A 20,406-nucleotide genomic window follows, 5' to 3' on the forward strand; every position below is an offset into this window, starting at 1 on the left:
AAAAACCCTGGTGAGAATTTCACCAGGGTTTTTTATTGAGAGGTGATTACTGAAATTACTCGCCTCTTTTCGCTTTCATTGGGAAAGAGCCAAACTGACCCATAACAATGTTACCAGCCATTTCATCACCAGTGATAATTCCTTTCATCTGAATGTTAGCCGTATTGCCTCCGAAGGAAACATCATAAGTAACTGTTAACTCATTGCCTTTTACAACTACAGATGTAAGTGCAGTTTCTTTAGGATTGCGTGTACTTACAATCGTTCCTTTGTAGGTCTCACCATCTTTAACAATGGTTAATGTTCCATTGCTGGCACCTTGTGGTGTTTCTAGTGTGTAAGTCCATTTGCCATCAGCTTTTACAACAGCAGTTGGATCAGCCGCTGGTGTTGTGGCACTTGGCGTAGCAGCCGCTGGTCTGGCACCTGCTGGCATACCGCCACCACGTTGTGCTCCACCGGTGTTACCTCCTTGTTGTCCTCCACCCATATTGCCCATATCACCACCGCCATCACCACCATCTTTCATGTCGTCATTATTGATTGAGCGTCTTCTGCGAGGCTGGTTATCGAAGCCCATTTTACCGATTCGGTAACTGATGTTAAATCTGAAACCAAGATTGTTTTGTGTGGTAAAACCACTTTGACGAATTGTATTCGTCACTGTTTCATTACGAATAGTAATGGACTCAGCCAGGAAATTTTCTAAACCAAAACCAAAGCTTCCTTTTTTGTTTTTAAAGTCTTTGCGAACAGCCAGACTATAGAAACCAAAACCGCCTTGTTCACCTTGCAATTGAACACGCTTCCCTCTGTAAAAACCAAAGAATTGTAAGCCCCAGCCTTTTTCAAAAGAATAACCGCCAAAGACACGGCCGCTATAAACCCAACCTTCATTGCTAGCCCTGTCGTCAGGATTAGGCACATTATTGTCTAGTACAGCATAGTACACATCACCACCGCCACTAAGGGTTAACTTACCTACGGTGACATTGGCAAAAAGACTTGATCCATACGCCTCTTCTTTACCGATATTGGCATAGCGGGTAATAATGGTATCTCCAGAAAATGTTCTTAGACTTTGAATTGAATTATTAGAGTTCCTGTAAAAACCTGTGAAGTTTAGAGAAACGCCTTTTAATTGTGTAGTATAGCCTACCTCATAGTTATCTGTAAACTCCGGGTCAAGGACCGGGTTACCAATAGTTTGGTTGAGTGAGTTGTTATTTTGTTGTTTGTTTGGATTTAAAAACTGAATTGATGGCCGTTGTATCCTTCTGTTATAAGAGAGTTTTACGGTATTGCCATTTTTTAACTTTTTGGATGCGTTAATACTGGGAACAACAACACTGTATTCCGGAATATCAATATTGCTTTCAGTTCTTGTGAAAGCATTGATAGTAGTGTATTCGTAACGCACACCTCCTTTAAGGCTATATCCGTTTTTTGCAGCATATGTATAAGATGCATAAGCAGAGCTCACATCTTGATTGTAATTGAGCTGATTAGAGTTTGAAGAAACAGATTCATACACACCATCCGCATTTAAATCTGAGGAGGTGATGAAATTACTAGTAACAGTTCTTTTGATTTGCTTGATACCAGTTTCAAAAATCTGCGTTGTACCAATGGGTGTTTGAAAATCAGCCTGGATAGTAAACTCTTCGTTCACACCATCGTTTTCATTTTTCAATTGATTGAGGAGGGTGTTAGCATTGTCGAAGTTAGTTGTGAAGAAATCATTGTTTCTATCGTTGCGACTATAGGAAGTTAAGAAGCTAAGCTCTTGCTGCGGTTTTTCGAAATAATGTGTGTAGGTAAGATTAGCATCTACTGTACCAGATCCGCCTAATGTTTTATTGTTACTTAAACTTAAGGGCTGTGCTACACCATCAATGGTGGTGATTCGCTCAAGGTTATCCTGATAACTATTGTTATTACGAATACCATATCGTACAGAAGCAGCTAAGGTATTCTGTTTGTTGATGTCATAATCCCAACCCAGTGAGTAGTTTCCGAAAATTCCATCGCTTTTATTGTCACCCCGTTGAATAGTTTGTCTTTCCTCTGTACCAGATATAAGTTGAGTGTTTTCAAAGTTACCATTAACGTTATAATTGGCACGACCCCAACCACCTAGAGAAAAACCCATATTCTTTTTACGGTAATTTCCATTAAGGCCCAGGTTAGATCCTCTATAACCCACACCAGCATCAACATTCAGCGTTAGCCCTTCCAATGTGTTCTTTTTAGTAACGATGTTGATTATACCACCAGAACCCTCTGCATCATACTTGGCAGAGGGAGATGTAATCACTTCAACTGTTTTAATCTGGTCTGCCGGAATTTGCTTTAAGGCATCAGCAATAGAGCTGGCCATAATCGTTGATGGTTTATTGTTAATCAGCACCATAATGTTGCTGCTTCCACGTAAGCTAACATTGCCATCTAAATCAACGGATAACATAGGCACGCGCTTTAAAACATCTGTAGCATCTCCTCCTTTAGTGGTAGCATCATTTTCAGCATTGTAAATGGTTCTGTCAACGCGTTCCTCTATAAGGTCTTTCTTACCTTCAACCACCACTTCATTGAGCACCTTCGAGCCGGTACCTAGTTTAATAATGCCCACATTGAGGTCGTTGTCTTTACCAGCAACCTTTAAATCATTAATGGTTTGTGTTTCGTAACCAATAAAAGAGATTACAACATTATAGGTGCCATCTTCCACTTTAGTAATGGTAAACTTCCCTTTAGCATCGGCAACGGTACCGTTAACCACCTTATTCGTGGTCGCATCGTGCAGGGCAATTGTTGCAAACTCCACAGGAGCATTGCTATCGGCATCTAATACAGTGCCTGAGATTTTTCCATTGCCCTCCATGGCGATCGCTGCGGAATTTCTTGAGCCGCCACCAGGACTTTGGGGAGTTTGAGCCATGCTAAAAAATGAGAGCACAGCAAGTGTAAGAGTTAAAAGCGTTTTCATGTAAGTAGGTTTCTGCATATTGAACCGCGAAATAAGTGTTTGGGTTTTAGATAGTTGAGGCAAATCCATGCGGGGTGAAAAAGCAGGACAACTGGTAGTTAATCAGGTTAATAAATGTTAAAGTCTTAGCTGATCTTGCTCCAGCTTAAACCAGACTTTTTAGCTGAAACAACCTGGTTTTTTATGCAGGCGTTTTCCATTTTTTCCAGGTTTGGATCACTTTCCAGAATACTAATGGCCGATTCTCTCGCTTGCTGCAATAGTATTTGGTCTTTAGATAAATCTGCCAATAAAAGATCAAGTACACCACTCTGCTGAGTGCCAGTAAGATCACCGGGACCCCGAAGTTTCAAATCGGTCTCTGCAATTTCGAAGCCATTGTTGGTTTGTACCATGGTATTGATGCGCACTTTTGAATCCTGGCTTAGTTTATAATTGCTCATTAAAATACAAAACGATTGTTCGGCTCCGCGCCCCACACGTCCTCTTAACTGATGAAGCTGTGACAGGCCAAAGCGTTCGGCATTTTCTATAACCATTACCGAGGCATTAGGAACATCAACGCCAACTTCTATTACAGTAGTGGCCACCATAATTTTAGTTTCACCTTTTTTAAAGCGTTGCATCTCGTATTCCTTATCGGCTGCCTTCATTTGTCCGTGTACAATGCTCAGGGCCACATCAGGAAAAGCGCGTGCCATACTTTCATAGCCATCCATTACATGTTTGAGATCTAGTTTTTCCGACTCTTCAATAAGCGGGTAAACTACATACACCTGTCTTCCTAAAGCGATCTGGTCTCGTAGAAACTGATTTACCTGTAAACGATGTGAGTCAAAACGATGAACAGTTTTAATCGGTTTACGCCCTGCTGGCAATTGATCAATAACCGAAATATCAAGGTCGCCATATAGCGTCATGGCCAGCGTGCGGGGAATGGGCGTAGCAGTCATCACCAGTACGTGTGGCATTACCGCCTCATTTTTTTTCCAAAGTTTTGAGCGTTGTGCCACACCAAAACGATGTTGTTCATCAATAACAGCCAAACCCAAATTTTTGAACTGCACCACATCTTCCAGCAAAGCATGCGTTCCTACTAAAATTTTTAACTCACCCGAAAGCAACTTCTCATGAATTACTTTTCTGTCGGATTTTTTTGTTGATCCGGTAAGTATTTCAATACTCAGATTCATTTTAACGGCATAGCGCTGCAGTCCGGTAAAATGTTGTTGTGCTAAAATTTCTGTTGGAGCCATTAAAGCACACTGCGCATCTGAACCAATGGCCAATAACATGCAAATGAATCCTACGATGGTTTTGCCGCTGCCTACGTCTCCCTGTAACAGGCGATTCATCTGTCTGCCAGTTTTCATGTCGGCATAAATTTCCTTAATCACTCGCTTTTGCGCATCGGTTAAATCAAAAGGCAAATGATTTTTGTAAAACTCAGTCAATAAAGAAGAGTCGCTAAACACCTGGCCTTTGTACGAAACCTTTCTGACATGTTTTAGACGTAGCAGCTTAAGTTGTACATAAAAAAGCTCTTCAAACTTGATGCGCTGTTGCGCTTTGCTTAAGCTTTCATGATTTTTGGGAAAATGGATATTAATGAGTGCCTCTCGTTTTCCAACAAGTGCATGTTTCTGTAGTAAATCAACAGGAAGGGTTTCACGAATGTGATCTTTTCCACCGGTCAATATTTCCTGTTGTAATCTTGAGATTACCTTATTGTCGAGATGTTTACTTTTAAGTTTTTCTGTTAGCGGGTAAACGGGCCGTAAGGTTTGTGTGCGGGTAGTTGTTTCTGTAAAAATATCGAACTCAGGATGTGCAATAGAGAATTTGCTGCCAAAACGGGCAGGCTTGCCAAAGACAATGTATTCGGTATTGATTTTTAACCTCTCCATGGCCCAGTTGATACCTTGAAACCAGACTAATTCAAGGCTACCGCTGTCATCCTCAAAATGAGCCGAGAGTCGTTTTTTAAAGCCATTGCCAACAAGTTCTTTACTCTTTACAATGCCCCTGAGCTGTACATAGGGCATTTCATCAACTATTTCGTTGATCTTATAAAATTTGGTGCGATCTTCGTAGCGAAATGGATAGTGCTGTAAAAGGTCGGCATAAGTAAAAACACTTAATTCTTTGTTGAGTAATGCAGCGCGCTGCGGCCCCACGCCCTTTAAATATTCAATTGAAGTGCTAAAAAAATCCGCCATAGCCCCACGCTGCGTATGTTAATTGTAATTTGCCTGGAAAATTAACATTGTTCGGGGTTTTAAACCAGAATTGTGGGTTACTTAGGTAAAGGATTTGTAATAAAGGAGGGCAAGTGAAGTATGATGGTTAAAGCAAAATATTTTAGAGAAATAGAGTACGTAGAGGTAAAGGACTTGCCACAAGAGCAACAACAACTGTTATCTCATTATAAAGAAGCAGATTACATCAAAATACTTATTGATGACAAAATAGTTGGTCCTTGTTTGCAGTATAGCCATTACGAAAAATGGTACACCTCTTTGAGGATGCCTAAAATAAACGAAGAAGTCAGGTCACAAAGCCAGCCCATTGAACAATTACTGGTGAATAAGTTTTAGGCTAATCCCAAATGCCTACAGGCACAACTTCGAGCACATTTCCTGCCGGATCTTCAAAATAGAAAGATTGCTGACCATTCTTCCATGTTACTTCATCAGTAATGGATATTCCCTTTTTAATTATTTCCAGTTTTGTTTGTTCGTAATCCACCGGATCGACTTCAAATGCAAAATGAATTTTGCCTTGCGCATAATGACCGGGGGGAGATTTTTTTAACTGCGAGTCCTGCGGATTGAAACAAAGTAAGACTGAATTACCTACTCTTAAAAACAAATGTTTGTCAGGTAAATAACTAATCAGAGGCAAGCCAAGCTTTTCACAATAAAAAAGCCTGGCCGCCTCTAAATCCTGTGTATAAATACAGGTTTCTTTTATCTGTTTAAACGAAATCAAAAGCCTGTGGTAATACCTTTTTCAGTAGCCTTAATTCCTTCCTTCATCCAAATGGGTTCTGGAGCCCCTTTTAAATAGTAATCGAAGAATTGCATCAAGCGAATGTCGTAGTCTTTTCTGTTTTGTCTTTGTTGAAGGTTGTGCAGTTCGTCATTGTACACCAGCATCCAAACAGGCTTTTGTAACCTGCGCAGGGCCATGTAAAACTCTATCCCTTGGTACCAGGGCACTGCGTCATCCTTATCGTTTTGCATAATCAACACAGGTGTCTGAATTTTATCAGCAGTAAACAATGGTGAATTCTCGAGGTAATAAAGAGGCTTTTCCCACAGAGTACCACCTATACGACTTTGTGATTGTTCATATTGAAACATGCGACTTAACCCACTGCCCCAGCGAATACCTCCATAAGCACTTGTCATGTTAACTACAGCCGCACCTGCTCCGGCTGCTTTAAATAAATTTGTGCGTGTAATTAAATACGCAGTTTGGTAACCACCCCAGCTTTGACCTTGTATGCCAATGTTTTTTTCATCGACAAAACCTTTTGCAATCATGCTGGTAACACCAGGCATAATGCTGTTGTAGGCACTCTCGCCAGGCAAACCGATTTTGTAAACAATATCCGGAATAAACACCAGGTAATCGTTACTTACACACATGGTGCGTTGTATGATGGACCAGGCAGGTTGTGGCTTGAAATGACTGTACAATTGTTCACTACTCTTTTCATAGAAATACACCAGCATCGGATACTTCTTGCTAGGATCAAAATTTTCAGGTTTGTAAAGCAAGCCTTCCAGCGGAATATTATCCAATGAAGTAAACTTCACCAAGTCAACGCTTCCCCACTTATAATTTTTCATCTGTGGATTAGCATTAGTTAATTTCTTTGGAGATTGAAAAGAAAGATTGCTTACCCAAACATCAGGAAACTCAGTAAACGATTCGCGTGTAAATAAAATCCTATCGCTTTGCAGCGCCTTAACGGCACCAGCATACCGATAATCACCGGATAATAATTTTTTGAGTTCGTTTGTCTTCAGATTTAAACTATAAAAGGCTGTAGCTTTTGTCACCTCATTAAAAGCAGAGAGCAGGATTAGCGCATCCGCTTTAATAAACTTTTCCTCGGGGTCTAATCGGATGTACCTAAACACAATTTTTTGGTTGCGACCTACCTTGGTAAGATTTATGGCAGCACGTTTGTTTTCAGGATCAAGTGACCAGATGTCGTAACGATCGTAAACTAATAATTGCTGGTCTTGTTCTGTCCAACCGAGCCTTCCATACGCAGAAGGATAATCCGGATGATCATCTTCCTCATCAGCAAAGTCTACAGGCAGTGATTTTGTAAGGCTGTGGATTTGGGAATTGTTGATGGCATAAGAGAACCAGGCTGTATCAGTTTGGCTGTACCAGTAGATATAATTTCCCTTTGGAGAAATGAAAGTATCTCCTTTCAAAGCTTTGCTTATCAGTTTCTTTTCTCCGGATTGAACATTTACAACATAGGCATCTTGTTGCGTGTTGATGTCATAAAAGTTACTCCAGCGATAGGGCTTGTCACTAACGGCTAAAGCATACTTAGCGTTACCCTCATCAGTTAATGTAATATTGGAAATTCGCTCGTTACTTAAAGGCTTTAGTAACTTGCTTTGCAAATCATAGGCAGCGAGGTAGCTGCGTTTCTTGTCATTTTCTAATTGCCTGGCCTGTTGTGTTTGTAAAACACTGTCGCGCCAATTCCAAACATCTACTTTTATAATTTCTTCGTCTAATCTGGTTGTGTCGGGCAATAGAGGTTTAGGTGCAAGACCAACAAAAAGTGTCTTGCTGTTTTGTGAAAACAGTGGCGTGTAATGCTCACTCAACAACCAGTCAGCAGGAACACCGGGCGTTTGGGAGCTTAGCAGTGCTTGTGCCTTGTCTTGTGTAGTTTGCCAATGGTATAAGGTGAATTGACGCAATAAGGCCTTAGTGGTGTCGCTATCAAGTAAAAAAGCTAACTGATTTCCATCTTCACTAATACTGAGGCCTTTGTATTTAAATTTCTTATGGCCTTCATGAATTTGCTGTAATGACGATTTCTGTAAATCGTACCAATACACACCTGGTTTTTGTGTGCTGTCATTACCTGTTGTTGTAAACATTATTCCCTGACCAAACTTGGCAAAGGCATAATCCTTCACATAAGAAAATGTCACCTCTTGTTTGTCGCTCAACTTCCTAAGCACCAGGGTGTAGCCATTATCATCGCTATTTTTTTTAGCTTTTTTAACTGGCTTTACGCTTTCCTTCTTCTTGGTGGTATCAGTTTTATCGGCAGCTTTCTTTTCCTCTTTCTTAGCTTCCAGCATATAGGCAAGCCAGTTGCCGGCCTTCTCAGGCACTTTAAAAGATTTTACATCTGCTATTTTTTCAACTGATCTGTTGCTGAAAGTAAAAATGCCCAGTGAGTCTTTAGGAAGATCATCCTTCTTCTTTTTTTGTCTGCGTAATTCTTTCACCTTTTCTTTCTGGGGCTTGATTTTGAAAACAGCCTGCTTACTATCGAAAGTAAGCGTTAAATCAGCCGCACGTTGTACAGAATCTTCTTTGAAATTATTAAGGTTATAGAAAACAGCTCGACCATCCCCATCCTGAGGATTAATTAAGAGTGCTGCGTAATTTCCATCGGGGCTTAGTCCTCTGTAATTGATATCTTTCCAACCATCATAAACATCAGGTGTTAATGGTTTTTTAACAAGAGGAGAGCTGTTCTTTTTTTGCGCGAAGCTGAAGCTTGCCGTAAATGTAAGCAGGAGTACAAGGGGAATGATTTTTTTCATGTAATGATAGTTTTTACTTAAAAGAATCAAATGAATGTAACACGTCATCTTTTTTCACCAAAACAGAACGTGCCATTATCGGAATAATAAAAGTCAGTCTTTATCCTGAATAGGAAAAGACCGTTTGTATAAAGTTGTAGAAATAGATTAGAGAACCTGGCCTCTCAATAAATCCTCAAGGCTTTCCTGTTTACGAATCAACCTGGCTTTTCCATCTTCAACCAACACCTCTGCCGGTTTGAATCGAGCATTGTAGTTAGAAGCCATGGAGTAGCCATAGGCGCCCGCATTGTGTATTGCCAGAATATCATCTTCACGAACTTCGTTCAACATGCGTTCAGCGGCCAGCGTATCCGTCTCACAGATGTAGCCTACCACGTTGTATTGTTTAGTAACAGCTTGTGGATTGGAAACATTGCTGACATGATGGTAGGCATCATACATCATGGGTCGGATCAGGTGATTCAAGCCACTGTTTACACCAACAAAAGTAAGATTAGGTGTTTCTTTCACCACAGTACTTTTCACCAAGAGTACACCTGCCTCACTAACCAAAAACTTTCCTGGTTCTATCCAGGCTTGTAAAGGCTTTCCATATGTTTTGGAAAAATTGTTAAGCGCCTCTGTAATGGCTTTGCCTAAAGCAGCAATGTCTGTGATTTTATCGCCTTCTTTATAAGCCACCTTAAAACCACCACCGAAATCAATAAAGTCGAGGGCTTTAAAATGCATGGCCGTATTGAAAAGAATATCGGCTACTTTTAAGAACACATCAACATCAACTACTTCGCTACCTGTATGTACATGCAATCCGTTGATGTGAATATTATATTCCTTAACAAGCGCAAGAATTTGTGGCAACTGCTGAATCGAAATACCAAATTTTGAATGAATGTGACCCGTTGAAATTTTATAATTTCCTCCTGCCATTACACCAGGATTAATCCGAATGGCACATGCCTTCGAATTTCCATAGGTTTGGCCGAATTTTTTTAATGCTGGCAGGCTGTCCAGGTTAATAGAAAAACCAAGCTCAACGGCCTCCTTTATTTCCTCAAAGTCAACACCACTTGGAGTGAACATAATTTCAGCAGGTGTAAAGCCAGCGTGCATGGCAAGCCGGGCTTCATTTACAGAAACAACATCAACCCCAATGCCTTGCTGTTTCATTACCCGCAAAATATTAACATTGGTAAGGGCCTTGGCTGCATATTTAATGCGCAGGTCAGCACCAGAGAAGGCTGACCGTAATGTTTTAATTTGTTTAACAATGGTGGAGGCATCATACACATACAATGGTGTGCCAAATTGTTTAGCAATCTCTTCTACTGAAATACCCTGAATGGTATAACTACCGTTTTCTATTAACATGACTTAAGCAGCAAATAATTTTAAAACTTTTTCCAAATCTACATTTCCTCCAGACAAGATGATACCCACCCGTTTTCCTGCAAACTTATCTTTATTTTTTATGAGTGCCGCAAAAGGTACAGCGCAAGAGGGTTCTATAATAATTTTCATGGTTTCCCAAATCATACGCATGGCCTCGATAATTTCTGTATCGTTTACGACCAGCACTTCTTTTATGTGTTGCTTAATAATGGGGAAAGTCTTATCGCCCAACGAGGTCAATAAACCATCAGCAATCGTATTGGCCTGAGAGCTCTCTATTTTTCCTGATTTGAGTGAGCGAAAAGTATCATCAGCACCCTCGGGTTCACCCGCATAAACAAAGGTAGTGGGTGAAAGATAGTGAGTTGCCAATAAAGTGCCGCTAAGTAATCCACCACCGCCAACAGGTGCAATCAGCGCATCCAGCTTAGGAATATCCTCTAATAATTCTTTGGCCACTGTCGCCTGACCGGTTATCACATGCTCATTGTTGAAGGGATGAATCTCTGTTGCTTTTGTTTTCAACACAACTTCACGCAATGTTTCTTCGCGTGCAGCTAAAGTGGGTTCACACTCAAAAATTTTTCCGCCATAACCAAGTACAGCTTTTTTCTTGATGACAGGTGCTGTTTTAGGCATTACAATAAAGGCTTCCGTGCCAACAATAGAGGCTGCACGCGCCAAAGCAGCAGCATGATTGCCAGAGGAGTGGGTAGCCAGACCGTTGCCCAGCAAATTAGGAGGCACCTGCAGGGCTGCATTCATCGCACCTCTCGCCTTAAAAGCTCCCACTTTTTGAAAATTCTCGCATTTAAAAAAAAGCTGGCAACCCGTTTGCTGGTTAATGCGTTCTGACGTGAGAATTGGCGTACGATGGATAAATGGTTTTATGCGCAAGTGCGCCTGAACAATATCTTCAACATGAATCATGTCTCTCTATTTTAATGGGAATTAGTAAATTCGAACTCAAATAACAATCCAAATCCAATAAAATGAAACAGCCCCTCATTATTATTATTTTTGTGAGCGTGTTTGCCTTCCAATCGAACGGTCAGGCGGTGCTCAACAAGCTTAAACAAAAAGCAGAACAGGCAGCCGACAGGGCCATAGATAAGAAACTAAGTGGAAAGCAAGGCTCCAACAATACCGGTGGAACGGGGAATAATGGAAGCACTAGTCCTACAAATACCGGTAATAACCCAAGCAATAAAGGTGGTGGCGGACTCACCAGTACACCCCCTGATGTTAACCAGAACTTAAGCGATGCAGAATCAGCCTATAAAACCAAAAGCTATGGAGAGGCACGCTACGCAGTGCAGCAGGCCATGCTGGGTGTGGAAATGGAAATTGGTAACGATATCTTAAAATCCTTTCCAGAGTCAGTTGCGAATTTGCCCAAAGAAGAAAGTGCAGATCAGGTGACCAGCACTGGATATGGTTGGGTGGGTCTGACGATACACAGAGAATATTTAAAGGATGATAAACAACTTACGGTAACCGTGGCTAATAATTCAGCCTGGATGGCCTCCTACAATATGTATATGTCGAATGCCGGTTATGGTCAGACAACAGGTGGTGAACAACAATTCAAGCAAATTAAAGTAAAGGGTTACAGAGGCGTAATTGAATACAGCGAGTCAAGTGGCTATAAAATAAGTGTTGGTATTGGCCAGTCCTCCATCATTGTTTGGGAAGGGGTAAACTTTGCCAACGAACAAGAAATAACGAAGGCAGCTGAGGCCTTTGATATTGATGCCATTAAAAATAAACTTGGCGAACAATAAGCGTATAGAAATAAACACAGCTGAAAGAGACAATCATGAAAAAATTATTCACCCTTATATTTTTAGTGAGTGCTACTACTGCATTTGCACAATTTGATACACACCTGGCTACAGCAAAAGCAGAATATGCTAAAGGTAACCTGGAAGCCTCACGCTTTGCCATGCAACAATTGATGACGGAACTTGACATACAAATTGGCAAAGAAGTACTGACCATATTGCCGACTAAAATGGATGCGCTGAATGCGAACACTAAGAATGATAATGTAACAGCCAATACAGGTCTAGCGGGTTGTTTAATCCACCGCGATTATGGTACACAGGAAAAAGAGGCGAGAATCGAAATTATGAGTAACTCTCCATTAGTTGCTTCATTAAATGCAATTCTGGCTATTCCTTTTATGGGTAATTCAGGGGATGGCACACAAAAAGTAGTGAAGATAGGAGGCTACAAAAGCATACTGCAGAAGAATGTGGACAGCGAAACGAATCGAGAAAACTACACCTTACAAATTCCGATGAATTCTACACTGCTGACTTTGTATGCAGATAAGAGCAACGAGACTGAAATTTTAAAGTGGGCGAACACCATTCCGGTAGATAAAATTGCGAAGATGGTGCAATGAAAAAACTAATTATCTAAAGGGAGCTTCGGCTCCCTTTTTATTAGTAAAACTTCTACCTTAGGTCATACATTCTTTTATGATCTACGATTACATTATTATTGGGGCGGGTTCTGCCGGATGCGTGCTGGCAAACCGTCTTTCGGAAAATCCGAATACAAGTGTTTTGCTGTTGGAAGCAGGGGGAAAGGATTCCCATCCTTTTATTCATATTCCGGGAGGTTACTCCATGTTGCATCACAGTAAGGTAGATTGGAATTGCTACTACACCACACCACAACCCTTTTTACAAAACAGAAAAATTTATCATCCGCGTGGTAAGGTATTGGGTGGATCAAGTTCAACCAATGCCATGGCTTATGTAAGAGGGCAACGCGAAGATTACGATACTTGGGCCGCACTAGGTTGCGAGGGTTGGTCTTATCAGGAGGTGTTACCATACTTTAAAAAATCAGAGCATAATGAACAATACGAAAACGAATATCATAATAAAGGCGGCTTACTGAATGTAACACAAGCCACCTGGTACCATACAAAAGTGGGAGAGGCTTTTATACAAGCCTGCGTTGAGAAAGGATTATCACTTAATCAGGATATTAACGGTGGCACACAAGAAGGCGCAGGATGGTTACAGTACACGATGAAGCAATCGAAGCGACAAAGCACAGCGAAGGCTTTCCTGCACCCGGTAATGAAACGCAGCAACCTTACAATTGTAACAGGGGCTGTCTGTAAAAAACTGGTATTGCAGCACAAGCGTGTTATTGGTGTTGATTTCATGACGAAGAGTAGCAGTACACTAACAGCCCGAGCAAAGCATGAAGTAATTGTAACAGCGGGTGCTTTTGAGTCGCCCAAGATATTAATGCTGTCAGGCATAGGTGCTAAAGATGAATTACAAAAGCATGGAATAGCGTTGCAATATGAATTGGAAGGTGTTGGTAAAAATTTGCATGACCATTTATTCTATGCCATCAGTAGTTTGAGTAATGTTAAAACCAATAATCATTATGTACCCTTACACATGCGGGCTGTAGCCTTGGGTAAATACTTTATTTCCGGAAGCGGTCCTTTGTCTATAGGCCCCTTGGAGGCTGTAGCTTTTCTGAAATCAGATGCAGCACAAACAAGACCTGATATTCAGTTTCAGTTTACTCCAACACAACCTGGAGATAATTATAATTACGATATTTTTAATCTCGATACATTTCCACATGAGAATGGCTATACAATTTTACCCACGCAGGTAAGACCAGAAAGCCGTGGACAGGTGTCACTCGCTTCTGCGGATCCTCATGCTGCACCGCTTATTGATCCAAAATACTTAAGCAGTGAAAAAGACAGGGAGATTATGGTGAAGGCCGCAAGACATGCGCTTGAAACCTTGGAGCAAAGTGCTTTTGATACCTACAGAATTCGTAACCACGTTCCAGCAAAGGGTAATTCGGATGATGAATTATTAGAACACATACAACGCAGTGCTGAATGTGTGTACCATCCGGTAGGCACATGCAAAATGGGTGTTGACGAATTAGCCGTAGTCGACCCTCAACTTAAAGTAATTGGTATGGAAAATTTGCGGGTGGTCGATGCCTCAGTCATGCCAATCATCAGCAGTGGTAATACAAACGCACCTGTAATCATGATTGCCGAGAAAGCAGCAGAGATGATTATAAGCGCACATTGATTTTAATTTTGACAACGGGAACCATTAGCTAACTAAAATCCTTTGTAGATAGAACTAAAAAACAGCATAATGACAACAGCACATGTAAGCCCTGCACTTTTTGTAAAAATGGCCATCAGCGCCTGGGATGCTCAGGTGAAACAAATGGATAAATTGGTAGATAGCCTTACGGATGAGCAATGGATGAACGAAATAGCACCGGGTAAAAACCGCGGTATCTATATTTTAGGTCATCTGGCAGCAGTCAATGATTACATGCTATCCCTATTTGAATTCAGTGATCGCCTACATCCTGAATGGGAACCTATGTTTATCCGAACACCTGATAAATCTGGTCATGACTTTCCATCCTTAGATACGCTGAAAAAATATTGGAGACAGGTGAATGAAACACTTGCCTTACATTTTAGTAAGATGGAACCAGACGCATGGTTTCTGAAACACACATCAGTAAGTGAAGATGTTTTTGCTAAAGAACCTCATCGTAATAAATTGAATGTATTGATTAACCGTACTAATCATCAGAGCTATCACCTGGGTCAATTGATTTTGTTGCAGCACAAGCAATCGGATTAGTAATGGATTCATAAGGCGGAATAGGTATTGCTTATTTTAGGGCTTGACTGTAACAAAACATTAGCACAATAGTCTTTCGTTAAAAAAAAACCTATGCTTAAAAAGGTTAGCAGCTCTTTCTTACTCGCTATTCAAAACATTCGTTCGCACTTTTTCCATACACTGCTATCTGTGTTGGGTATTGTTATTGGTGTAGCTTCCCTGGTAGCAATTCTTTCACTTATTGATGGTATGGAAGATTACGCCAATAAAGAAATTACACAAACCACCTCCTTAAAAGCAATTATAGTTCGCAGTGACGCGCATAAACGAGTTAATGGTATACGCATAAGAAAAGACAGCTTTGCCACGCTGCAGCCAACAGATATATTCAAGCTGCAATTAAGCCATCCTGCCAATTTATATTTGAGACGATCTTCTGTTGACGAAATTGTTATTGGAGACAGCACTATTGGAACCAACATTTTGGCCACTGGTGTTAATGTTGCTCCCAATGCCAAAACTGTAGCGGGAACTTTGTTTGCACCAGAAGACTTGGAAAACAAAAGAAACGTAGTTTTGATCAACGAAATATTTGCCAAGCAAGCCTGGCCAACAAAGGATACACAAACACTCATAGGACAAGCCATTATCATAGGAGATAGAACATTTATTATTCAGGGCATATTAGCCAATGACAAAGCAGATACTCCTTACATTATTATACCTATTACGTTGCTTACGCAGGAAGAGCTGCGAAGCATTACACCAGAGCTGATCATTGAAGCCGAAAGTGTTGAGAATGTTCCTGAACTTAAAGATGAGATTGTACTCTTTCTCAAGAGTAAATATCCTTCTTACCAAGAGGACTTCTCAATTTTTACAAACGAAATGCGTGTAAAACAGGCTGCTCAGGGCTTTTTACTATTCAGAATTATCATGGGTATGATTGTCGGTATCTCCGTGCTGGTGGGTGGTATCGGTGTGATGAATGTATTGTTGATTTCTGTGACAGAAAGAACAGTAGAAATTGGTATAAGAAAAGCAGTAGGTGCTAACCGTACTGACATCATGTTGCAGTTTTTGTCAGAGTCAGTTACGGTTTCTGCTTTTGGTAGTTTAATTGGCCTGACCTTAGGCGTATTGGGTACGATGGCTTTTGTTCCAATAGTGAGAGCAATTACCGAAATGCCTTTTCAGGCAGCCTATACACTTAATACAATGGTGGTTATTGGTGTAATAGCCTTGTTGGTAGGTATTATCTTTGGCACGTACCCGGCTATCCGTGCTTCACGACTCGATCCGGTGGAGGCTATAAGAAGAGAGTAAACAAAAATAAAAAAGTTTGTTGTTGCATTAAAATATAAATGAATCTCTTCAGTTCAGATACAACTATCAATTTGCTTCCACAAGATGGTGAGGTAAACTATTATGGAAAAATCATGAGTGAGGCAGAAGCACTGGTTTTTTTTAATAGTCTACTCAACAACATCGAATGGCGAAATGACGAAGCTGTTATCTACGGCAAACACTATATTACTAAAAGAAAGGTAGCCTGGTATGGTGACAAACCCTTTTCCTATTCTTACTCTAATACAACAAAAGAAGCCTTACCCTGGACAGCCGAACTACAAACATTAAAGACATTAGCAGAAAAGCTTTCGGGAGAAACGTATAACTCCTGTTTACTTAATCTTTATCATACCGGTGAGGAGGGTATGGCCTGGCATAGTGATGGCGAGAAAACTTTAAAAAAACATGGCGCCATCGCCTCCTTTAGTTTTGGAGCAGAACGAAAATTTGCCTTTAAACACAAAGAAACTGCGCAAACAGTTTCACTCATATTAGAGCATGGCAGTTTACTGATTATGAAAGGCACAACGCAGGACTACTGGTTACATCGTCTGCCACCTACTACCAAAGTAAAGCGTCCGCGTATTAACCTCACCTTCAGAACAATTGTAGGTCAATAATAAGCCAGGCGTTTTGTACATTCGTAAAACAATGTCATTTAGTTAAGCCTTTTTTATTGGCCTCACCTCCAGTCCTCTCCAAAGGAGAGGATGAATATGGAAGCTTAACAAAACGATATTGTATTCGTAAAAGAAAATGTATGTCGAACATCAGTTTAATTATTGAGGAACGCCCCCGTAACATTGGCAACTTTATGGTGGGTAGGCTGCTGCCCTTTCGTGAGAAAAGAATGGTAGGACCTTTCGCCTTTATCGATCACATGGGACCGGCAACCTTAAGCGTAGATGAAAACATGGATGTACCCCCACATCCACACATAGGCTTATCTACACTAACCTTTTTATTTGAGGGCAGCATCATGCACAAAGACAGTTTGGGTACAGAAGTAGAAATAAATCCGGGTCAGGTAAACTGGATGACAGCGGGGAATGGTATTGTGCATTCTGAAAGAACACCCCAGCATTTGCGTGGAAAAGAGAAGAAGGTTCATGGCTTGCAAATTTGGGTAGCACTTCCGAACCATTTAGAGAATATGCATCCTGCGTTCCATCATGTAGACGAACAAGACATTCCTTCCTGGCAGGAGCAAGGTGTAGCCTATAAGCTGATTGCAGGTGAAGCCTTTGGCAGAAAATCACCCGTGCCAGTTTATAGTCCGCTCTATTTTATTGAAATAAAAAGCACCACAGCGCAACGTATCTCTATTGGTAAACAATTGTATGGGGAATCAGCCCTTTACATTTTAGAGGGCAGTATAGAAAGCGAAGGACATGTCTACGAGCCCAAACATATTTTGGTGAGTAAAGACAGTACACTTTGTGAGTTTGACATCAGTGCTAATACTACGCTGTATATTTTTGGAGGTGAAGCTTTTCCGGAGGAACGTTTTATCTATTGGAACTTCGTAGCCACCAGCAAAGAGAAAATTGAAGAAGCAAAGGAGCGCTGGCTTAATCAACGCTTTGTGCCTGTACCCGGTGAAACAGAGTTTGTACCCTTGCCTGAGCAGATTTCAAACTTAAAACAAAAGCAGTAAGTTGGGTGTCCGCTCACGAACAATCTTGTTCATAATCAGCCAGTATGCATTGATAAAAATGGCACCAGAGTCTCAAAATCACTGATTTTTGATTGGCATAATTTTTCAATAGTATTAGCAAAACACCTCCAATGCTTAGCAACTATTTTAAAATCGCCCTTCGTAATTTATTTAAGCACAAAGCCTATGCCACCATAAACCTTGTTGGCTTATCGCTTGGTTTAATGGCAGGTATTTTCATCATGCTTTTTGTCGTGGACGAACTTTCGTACGACAATTTTCATGTAAAGGGAGATAGAATCTATCGCGTTAACACAAGCTTTTATGATCCGGGAGCTACCGAGGGTTCAGCCAATGAAACCAACGGATGGCCGGTGGGTAAAATTTTAGAAAAGGAATTCCCTGAAGTGGAAGCTGTACTGTATACAAGAAGTGCTTCTTACTTAACCATTAATTTTAACGACAAGCGTATTCGCCAGTCACTCCATTATGCTACGCCAGAGTTCTTTCAACTTTTTTCTTTTCCGCTGATAGCAGGCAATAGCGAATCTGCACTGGCTGATCCGTACAGCGTTGTTATTTCAAGGGCTATGCAGGAGAAATATTTTCCTGATGGACAAGCCTTGAATAAGACCCTGATGATGGCGGATACCCTGCAATTTGTGGTAACAGGTGTTATGGAGAATATTCCAGGCAACTCACATATTAAGGCTGACATGCTCATTTCATTTGCGACCTATCAAAAACTGGAATCATTTTCTTTTGATGAGGGCTGGGGTAACATCAACATGAGAAACTATGTATTGTTAAAAGATGGTGTTGATGAACAAGCCTTTTTTGCAAAGGCTAAAAATATTTACATGGACCGTGTGGGTGATATGATGAAGAGCTGGGGCACAACAGCGTATGTAGAATTTGAACCCATGCAGGACATCTATCTTAGAAGTGAAGCGGGTAATGGTATGGGTACCTTAGGAAGCATCAAAAGAGTGTACATGCTGATGGGCATTGCTGCTTTTGTTATGCTATTGGCATGTATCAATTTTGTTAATCTGGCTACGGCACGTTCTGTGTACCGTGCAAAAGAAGTTGGTTTGAGAAAAGTAGTTGGGTCTACACGGGGTGGTCTTATCGCCCAGTTTTTAAGCGAATCTTTTGTGCTGACTGCTCTTGCCTTATTTATTGCGCTTGGTTTGCTGGGCATATTTATGCCTTTGTTTAATTCACTACTGGCCAAATCGTATAGTCTTAACTCGTTGTTAAACATAGATATTGCCTCAGGTATAGCACTCCTTTTATTACTGATTACTGTGTTGGCAGGTTATTACCCGGCCATTGTTATGTCGGGTATGAAACCTGCGACTATTCTTAAAGGCAAACTACAGAACAACAAGCAGGGCGCGCAACTGAGAAGAAGTTTAGTTGTATTTCAATTTGTGATTTCGGTGGCACTATTAACAGGTACTTTTGTAGTAATTAAGCAACTTAATTTTATGCAAGCGCAATCACTCGGCTTTTCGAAAGATCAGGTGCTGGTGATTAACAGTGCAAGAGTTAATGCAAGCGAACCCAATGCTTTTGAAGCACTTAAAACCGAATTAGAAAAATTGGCCTTTGTCAGCGCAGTCAGCTACACCAATGCATTACCGGGCACCCCAGGCTGGGTTGGGCAAATTGCTTACCCCGAAGGAAAGGATGGCGATGAAACTGTAAGTGTCGAGTACATGGCCATTGATGAGAAATACATCAGCGCGCTTGGTCTTGAATTAATTTCAGGACGAAACTTCGATAAGAGTCGCACCCAGGAGTTGGCAAATGGTCTAATACTGAATGAGACAGCTGTAAAACAATTTGGCTGGGAAACACCTGAGCAAGCCATCGGCAAAAAAATAACATCACCTTCAGGCACTCCCGAAGGAGAAGTAATTGGCGTGGTAAAAGATTATCATCAATCTGGCCTTCAATATAAAGTTAGACCAGTCACCATGGACTATGCACCGGAATACAGCTATCTTTTTGCAGTGCGTTATCAGACCAACGAAACACAACAGGTAATTGAAGCCACTGCAAATCTGTGGAAGACCAAATTTGATGGCTACGATTTTAACTACTTCTTTTTGGATGAAAGCTTTGAGAAGCAGTATCAGGCTGAGCAGCGTCTGGCTAAAGTCCTGGGTATGTTTTCAACGATTACACTCATTATCGCTACTATTGGTCTGTTAGGACTTGTTTCGTTTATGGTAGTAACACGTACCAAAGAAATAGGCATCAGGAAGGTGTTGGGTGCCGATGTGATCAACATTGCGAATATGCTTTCGAAGGAGTTTTTAATACTGGTGTTACTTGCTAATGTTTTAGCTGCCCCTATCGTATGGTACCTTGCGCAAGGATGGTTACAAGGTTTTGCTTATAGAATGGAGTTGAGTCCACTTGTGTTTATCTACACATCAGCCACTGCACTCTTGTTAACCTTAGTCATTGTGAGTACACAAACAATTCGCGCTGCCATTGCCAATCCTGTAAGTTCACTAAGGCAGGAGTAGC

The 20,406-nt window shown here is 41.0% G+C and carries 15 protein-coding genes; 9 read left to right on the plus strand and 6 right to left on the minus strand.

Going from position 1 to position 20,406, the window contains the following annotated elements:
• Positions 1-55: 55 nt before the first annotated feature.
• A complete protein-coding gene (locus ACO1XM_RS11930) occupies positions 56-2,989 on the minus strand; it encodes a TonB-dependent receptor (protein ID WP_486229185.1) in 2,934 nt (977 codons plus the stop codon).
• A gap of 125 nt (positions 2,990-3,114) precedes the next feature.
• The gene (gene recG / locus ACO1XM_RS11935) at positions 3,115-5,208 is read right to left on the minus strand and encodes an ATP-dependent DNA helicase RecG (protein ID WP_486229187.1); all 2,094 of its coding nucleotides are present in this window, start codon (positions 5,206-5,208) and stop codon (positions 3,115-3,117) included.
• 120 nt (positions 5,209-5,328) lie between these two features.
• On the opposite strand from recG, the gene ACO1XM_RS11940 reads away from it, so the two are divergent.
• Positions 5,329-5,586 carry a hypothetical protein gene (locus tag ACO1XM_RS11940; protein WP_486229190.1) on the plus strand — a complete coding sequence of 86 codons (258 nt, stop codon included), beginning with the start codon at positions 5,329-5,331 and terminating at the stop codon, positions 5,584-5,586.
• A 1-nt stretch (position 5,587) separates the two neighbouring features.
• Here the strand turns inward: ACO1XM_RS11940 and ACO1XM_RS11945 are convergent, their stop codons facing one another.
• The 4 genes from ACO1XM_RS11945 to ACO1XM_RS11960 all read right to left on the minus strand — a co-directional run bounded on the left by ACO1XM_RS11945 (position 5,588) and on the right by ACO1XM_RS11960 (position 11,133).
• Positions 5,588-5,980 carry a VOC family protein gene (locus ACO1XM_RS11945; RefSeq protein ID WP_486229192.1) on the minus strand — a complete coding sequence of 131 codons (393 nt, stop codon included), beginning with the start codon at positions 5,978-5,980 and terminating at the stop codon, positions 5,588-5,590.
• A complete protein-coding gene (locus ACO1XM_RS11950) occupies positions 5,977-8,811 on the minus strand; it encodes an alpha/beta hydrolase family protein (RefSeq protein WP_486229194.1) in 2,835 nt (944 codons plus the stop codon). The genes ACO1XM_RS11945 and ACO1XM_RS11950 overlap by 4 nt, the downstream gene beginning before the upstream one ends.
• A 147-nt stretch (positions 8,812-8,958) precedes the next feature.
• A complete protein-coding gene (gene lysA / locus ACO1XM_RS11955) occupies positions 8,959-10,182 on the minus strand; it encodes a diaminopimelate decarboxylase (protein ID WP_486229196.1) in 1,224 nt (407 codons plus the stop codon).
• A gap of 3 nt (positions 10,183-10,185) precedes the next feature.
• Positions 10,186-11,133 (minus strand): pyridoxal-phosphate dependent enzyme, encoded by a 948-nt coding sequence (locus ACO1XM_RS11960; protein WP_486229198.1) that lies wholly within the window; start codon positions 11,131-11,133, stop codon positions 10,186-10,188.
• A gap of 62 nt (positions 11,134-11,195) precedes the next feature.
• On the opposite strand from ACO1XM_RS11960, the gene ACO1XM_RS11965 reads away from it, so the two are divergent.
• The 8 genes from ACO1XM_RS11965 (at position 11,196) to ACO1XM_RS12000 (ending at position 20,405) form a co-directional block, all read left to right on the plus strand.
• The gene (locus tag ACO1XM_RS11965; RefSeq protein ID WP_486229200.1) at positions 11,196-11,987 is read left to right on the plus strand and encodes a hypothetical protein; all 792 of its coding nucleotides are present in this window, start codon (positions 11,196-11,198) and stop codon (positions 11,985-11,987) included.
• 35 nt (positions 11,988-12,022) lie between these two features.
• Positions 12,023-12,613 (plus strand): hypothetical protein, encoded by a 591-nt coding sequence (locus ACO1XM_RS11970; RefSeq protein ID WP_486229202.1) that lies wholly within the window; start codon positions 12,023-12,025, stop codon positions 12,611-12,613.
• A 76-nt stretch (positions 12,614-12,689) separates the two neighbouring features.
• Positions 12,690-14,297 carry a GMC family oxidoreductase gene (locus tag ACO1XM_RS11975; protein ID WP_486229204.1) on the plus strand — a complete coding sequence of 536 codons (1,608 nt, stop codon included), beginning with the start codon at positions 12,690-12,692 and terminating at the stop codon, positions 14,295-14,297.
• A gap of 69 nt (positions 14,298-14,366) precedes the next feature.
• Complete coding sequence (locus tag ACO1XM_RS11980; protein ID WP_486229206.1) at positions 14,367-14,873, plus strand: DinB family protein; 507 nt, start codon at positions 14,367-14,369, stop codon at positions 14,871-14,873.
• A gap of 93 nt (positions 14,874-14,966) precedes the next feature.
• On the plus strand, positions 14,967-16,181 hold the full coding sequence (locus tag ACO1XM_RS11985; RefSeq protein ID WP_486229208.1) for an ABC transporter permease: 1,215 nt from the start codon (positions 14,967-14,969) through the stop codon (positions 16,179-16,181).
• 38 nt (positions 16,182-16,219) lie between these two features.
• Entirely contained in the window at positions 16,220-16,825 is a 606-nt protein-coding gene (locus ACO1XM_RS11990; protein ID WP_486229210.1) for an alpha-ketoglutarate-dependent dioxygenase AlkB family protein, read from the plus strand.
• Positions 16,826-16,965: 140 nt separating this feature from the next.
• Complete coding sequence (locus tag ACO1XM_RS11995) at positions 16,966-17,862, plus strand: pirin family protein (RefSeq protein WP_486229212.1); 897 nt, start codon at positions 16,966-16,968, stop codon at positions 17,860-17,862.
• Between the two features lie 131 nt (positions 17,863-17,993).
• Positions 17,994-20,405, plus strand: a complete 2,412-nt coding sequence (locus ACO1XM_RS12000; protein ID WP_486229214.1) for an ABC transporter permease — start codon at positions 17,994-17,996, stop codon at positions 20,403-20,405.
• Position 20,406: the final 1 nt, after the last annotated feature.

The sequence above is a fragment of the Chryseotalea sp. genome, assembly GCF_057350905.1.

What these genes read in the sequence shown, in the direction of transcription:
- ACO1XM_RS11930 (WP_486229185.1), bottom strand. Translation starts at nt 2,989, where the DNA reads ATGAAAACGCTTTTAACTCTTACACTTGCTGTGCTCTCATTTTTTAGC.
- recG (WP_486229187.1), bottom strand. Translation starts at nt 5,208, where the DNA reads ATGGCGGATTTTTTTAGCACTTCAATTGAATATTTAAAGGGCGTGGGG.
- ACO1XM_RS11940 (WP_486229190.1), top strand. Translation starts at nt 5,329, where the DNA reads ATGATGGTTAAAGCAAAATATTTTAGAGAAATAGAGTACGTAGAGGTA.
- ACO1XM_RS11950 (WP_486229194.1), bottom strand. Translation starts at nt 8,811, where the DNA reads ATGAAAAAAATCATTCCCCTTGTACTCCTGCTTACATTTACGGCAAGC.
- lysA (WP_486229196.1), bottom strand. Translation starts at nt 10,182, where the DNA reads ATGTTAATAGAAAACGGTAGTTATACCATTCAGGGTATTTCAGTAGAA.
- ACO1XM_RS11960 (WP_486229198.1), bottom strand. Translation starts at nt 11,133, where the DNA reads ATGATTCATGTTGAAGATATTGTTCAGGCGCACTTGCGCATAAAACCA.
- ACO1XM_RS11965 (WP_486229200.1), top strand. Translation starts at nt 11,196, where the DNA reads ATGAAACAGCCCCTCATTATTATTATTTTTGTGAGCGTGTTTGCCTTC.
- ACO1XM_RS11970 (WP_486229202.1), top strand. Translation starts at nt 12,023, where the DNA reads ATGAAAAAATTATTCACCCTTATATTTTTAGTGAGTGCTACTACTGCA.
- ACO1XM_RS11975 (WP_486229204.1), top strand. Translation starts at nt 12,690, where the DNA reads ATGATCTACGATTACATTATTATTGGGGCGGGTTCTGCCGGATGCGTG.
- ACO1XM_RS11980 (WP_486229206.1), top strand. Translation starts at nt 14,367, where the DNA reads ATGACAACAGCACATGTAAGCCCTGCACTTTTTGTAAAAATGGCCATC.
- ACO1XM_RS11985 (WP_486229208.1), top strand. Translation starts at nt 14,967, where the DNA reads ATGCTTAAAAAGGTTAGCAGCTCTTTCTTACTCGCTATTCAAAACATT.
- ACO1XM_RS11990 (WP_486229210.1), top strand. Translation starts at nt 16,220, where the DNA reads ATGAATCTCTTCAGTTCAGATACAACTATCAATTTGCTTCCACAAGAT.
- ACO1XM_RS11995 (WP_486229212.1), top strand. Translation starts at nt 16,966, where the DNA reads ATGTCGAACATCAGTTTAATTATTGAGGAACGCCCCCGTAACATTGGC.
- ACO1XM_RS12000 (WP_486229214.1), top strand. Translation starts at nt 17,994, where the DNA reads ATGCTTAGCAACTATTTTAAAATCGCCCTTCGTAATTTATTTAAGCAC.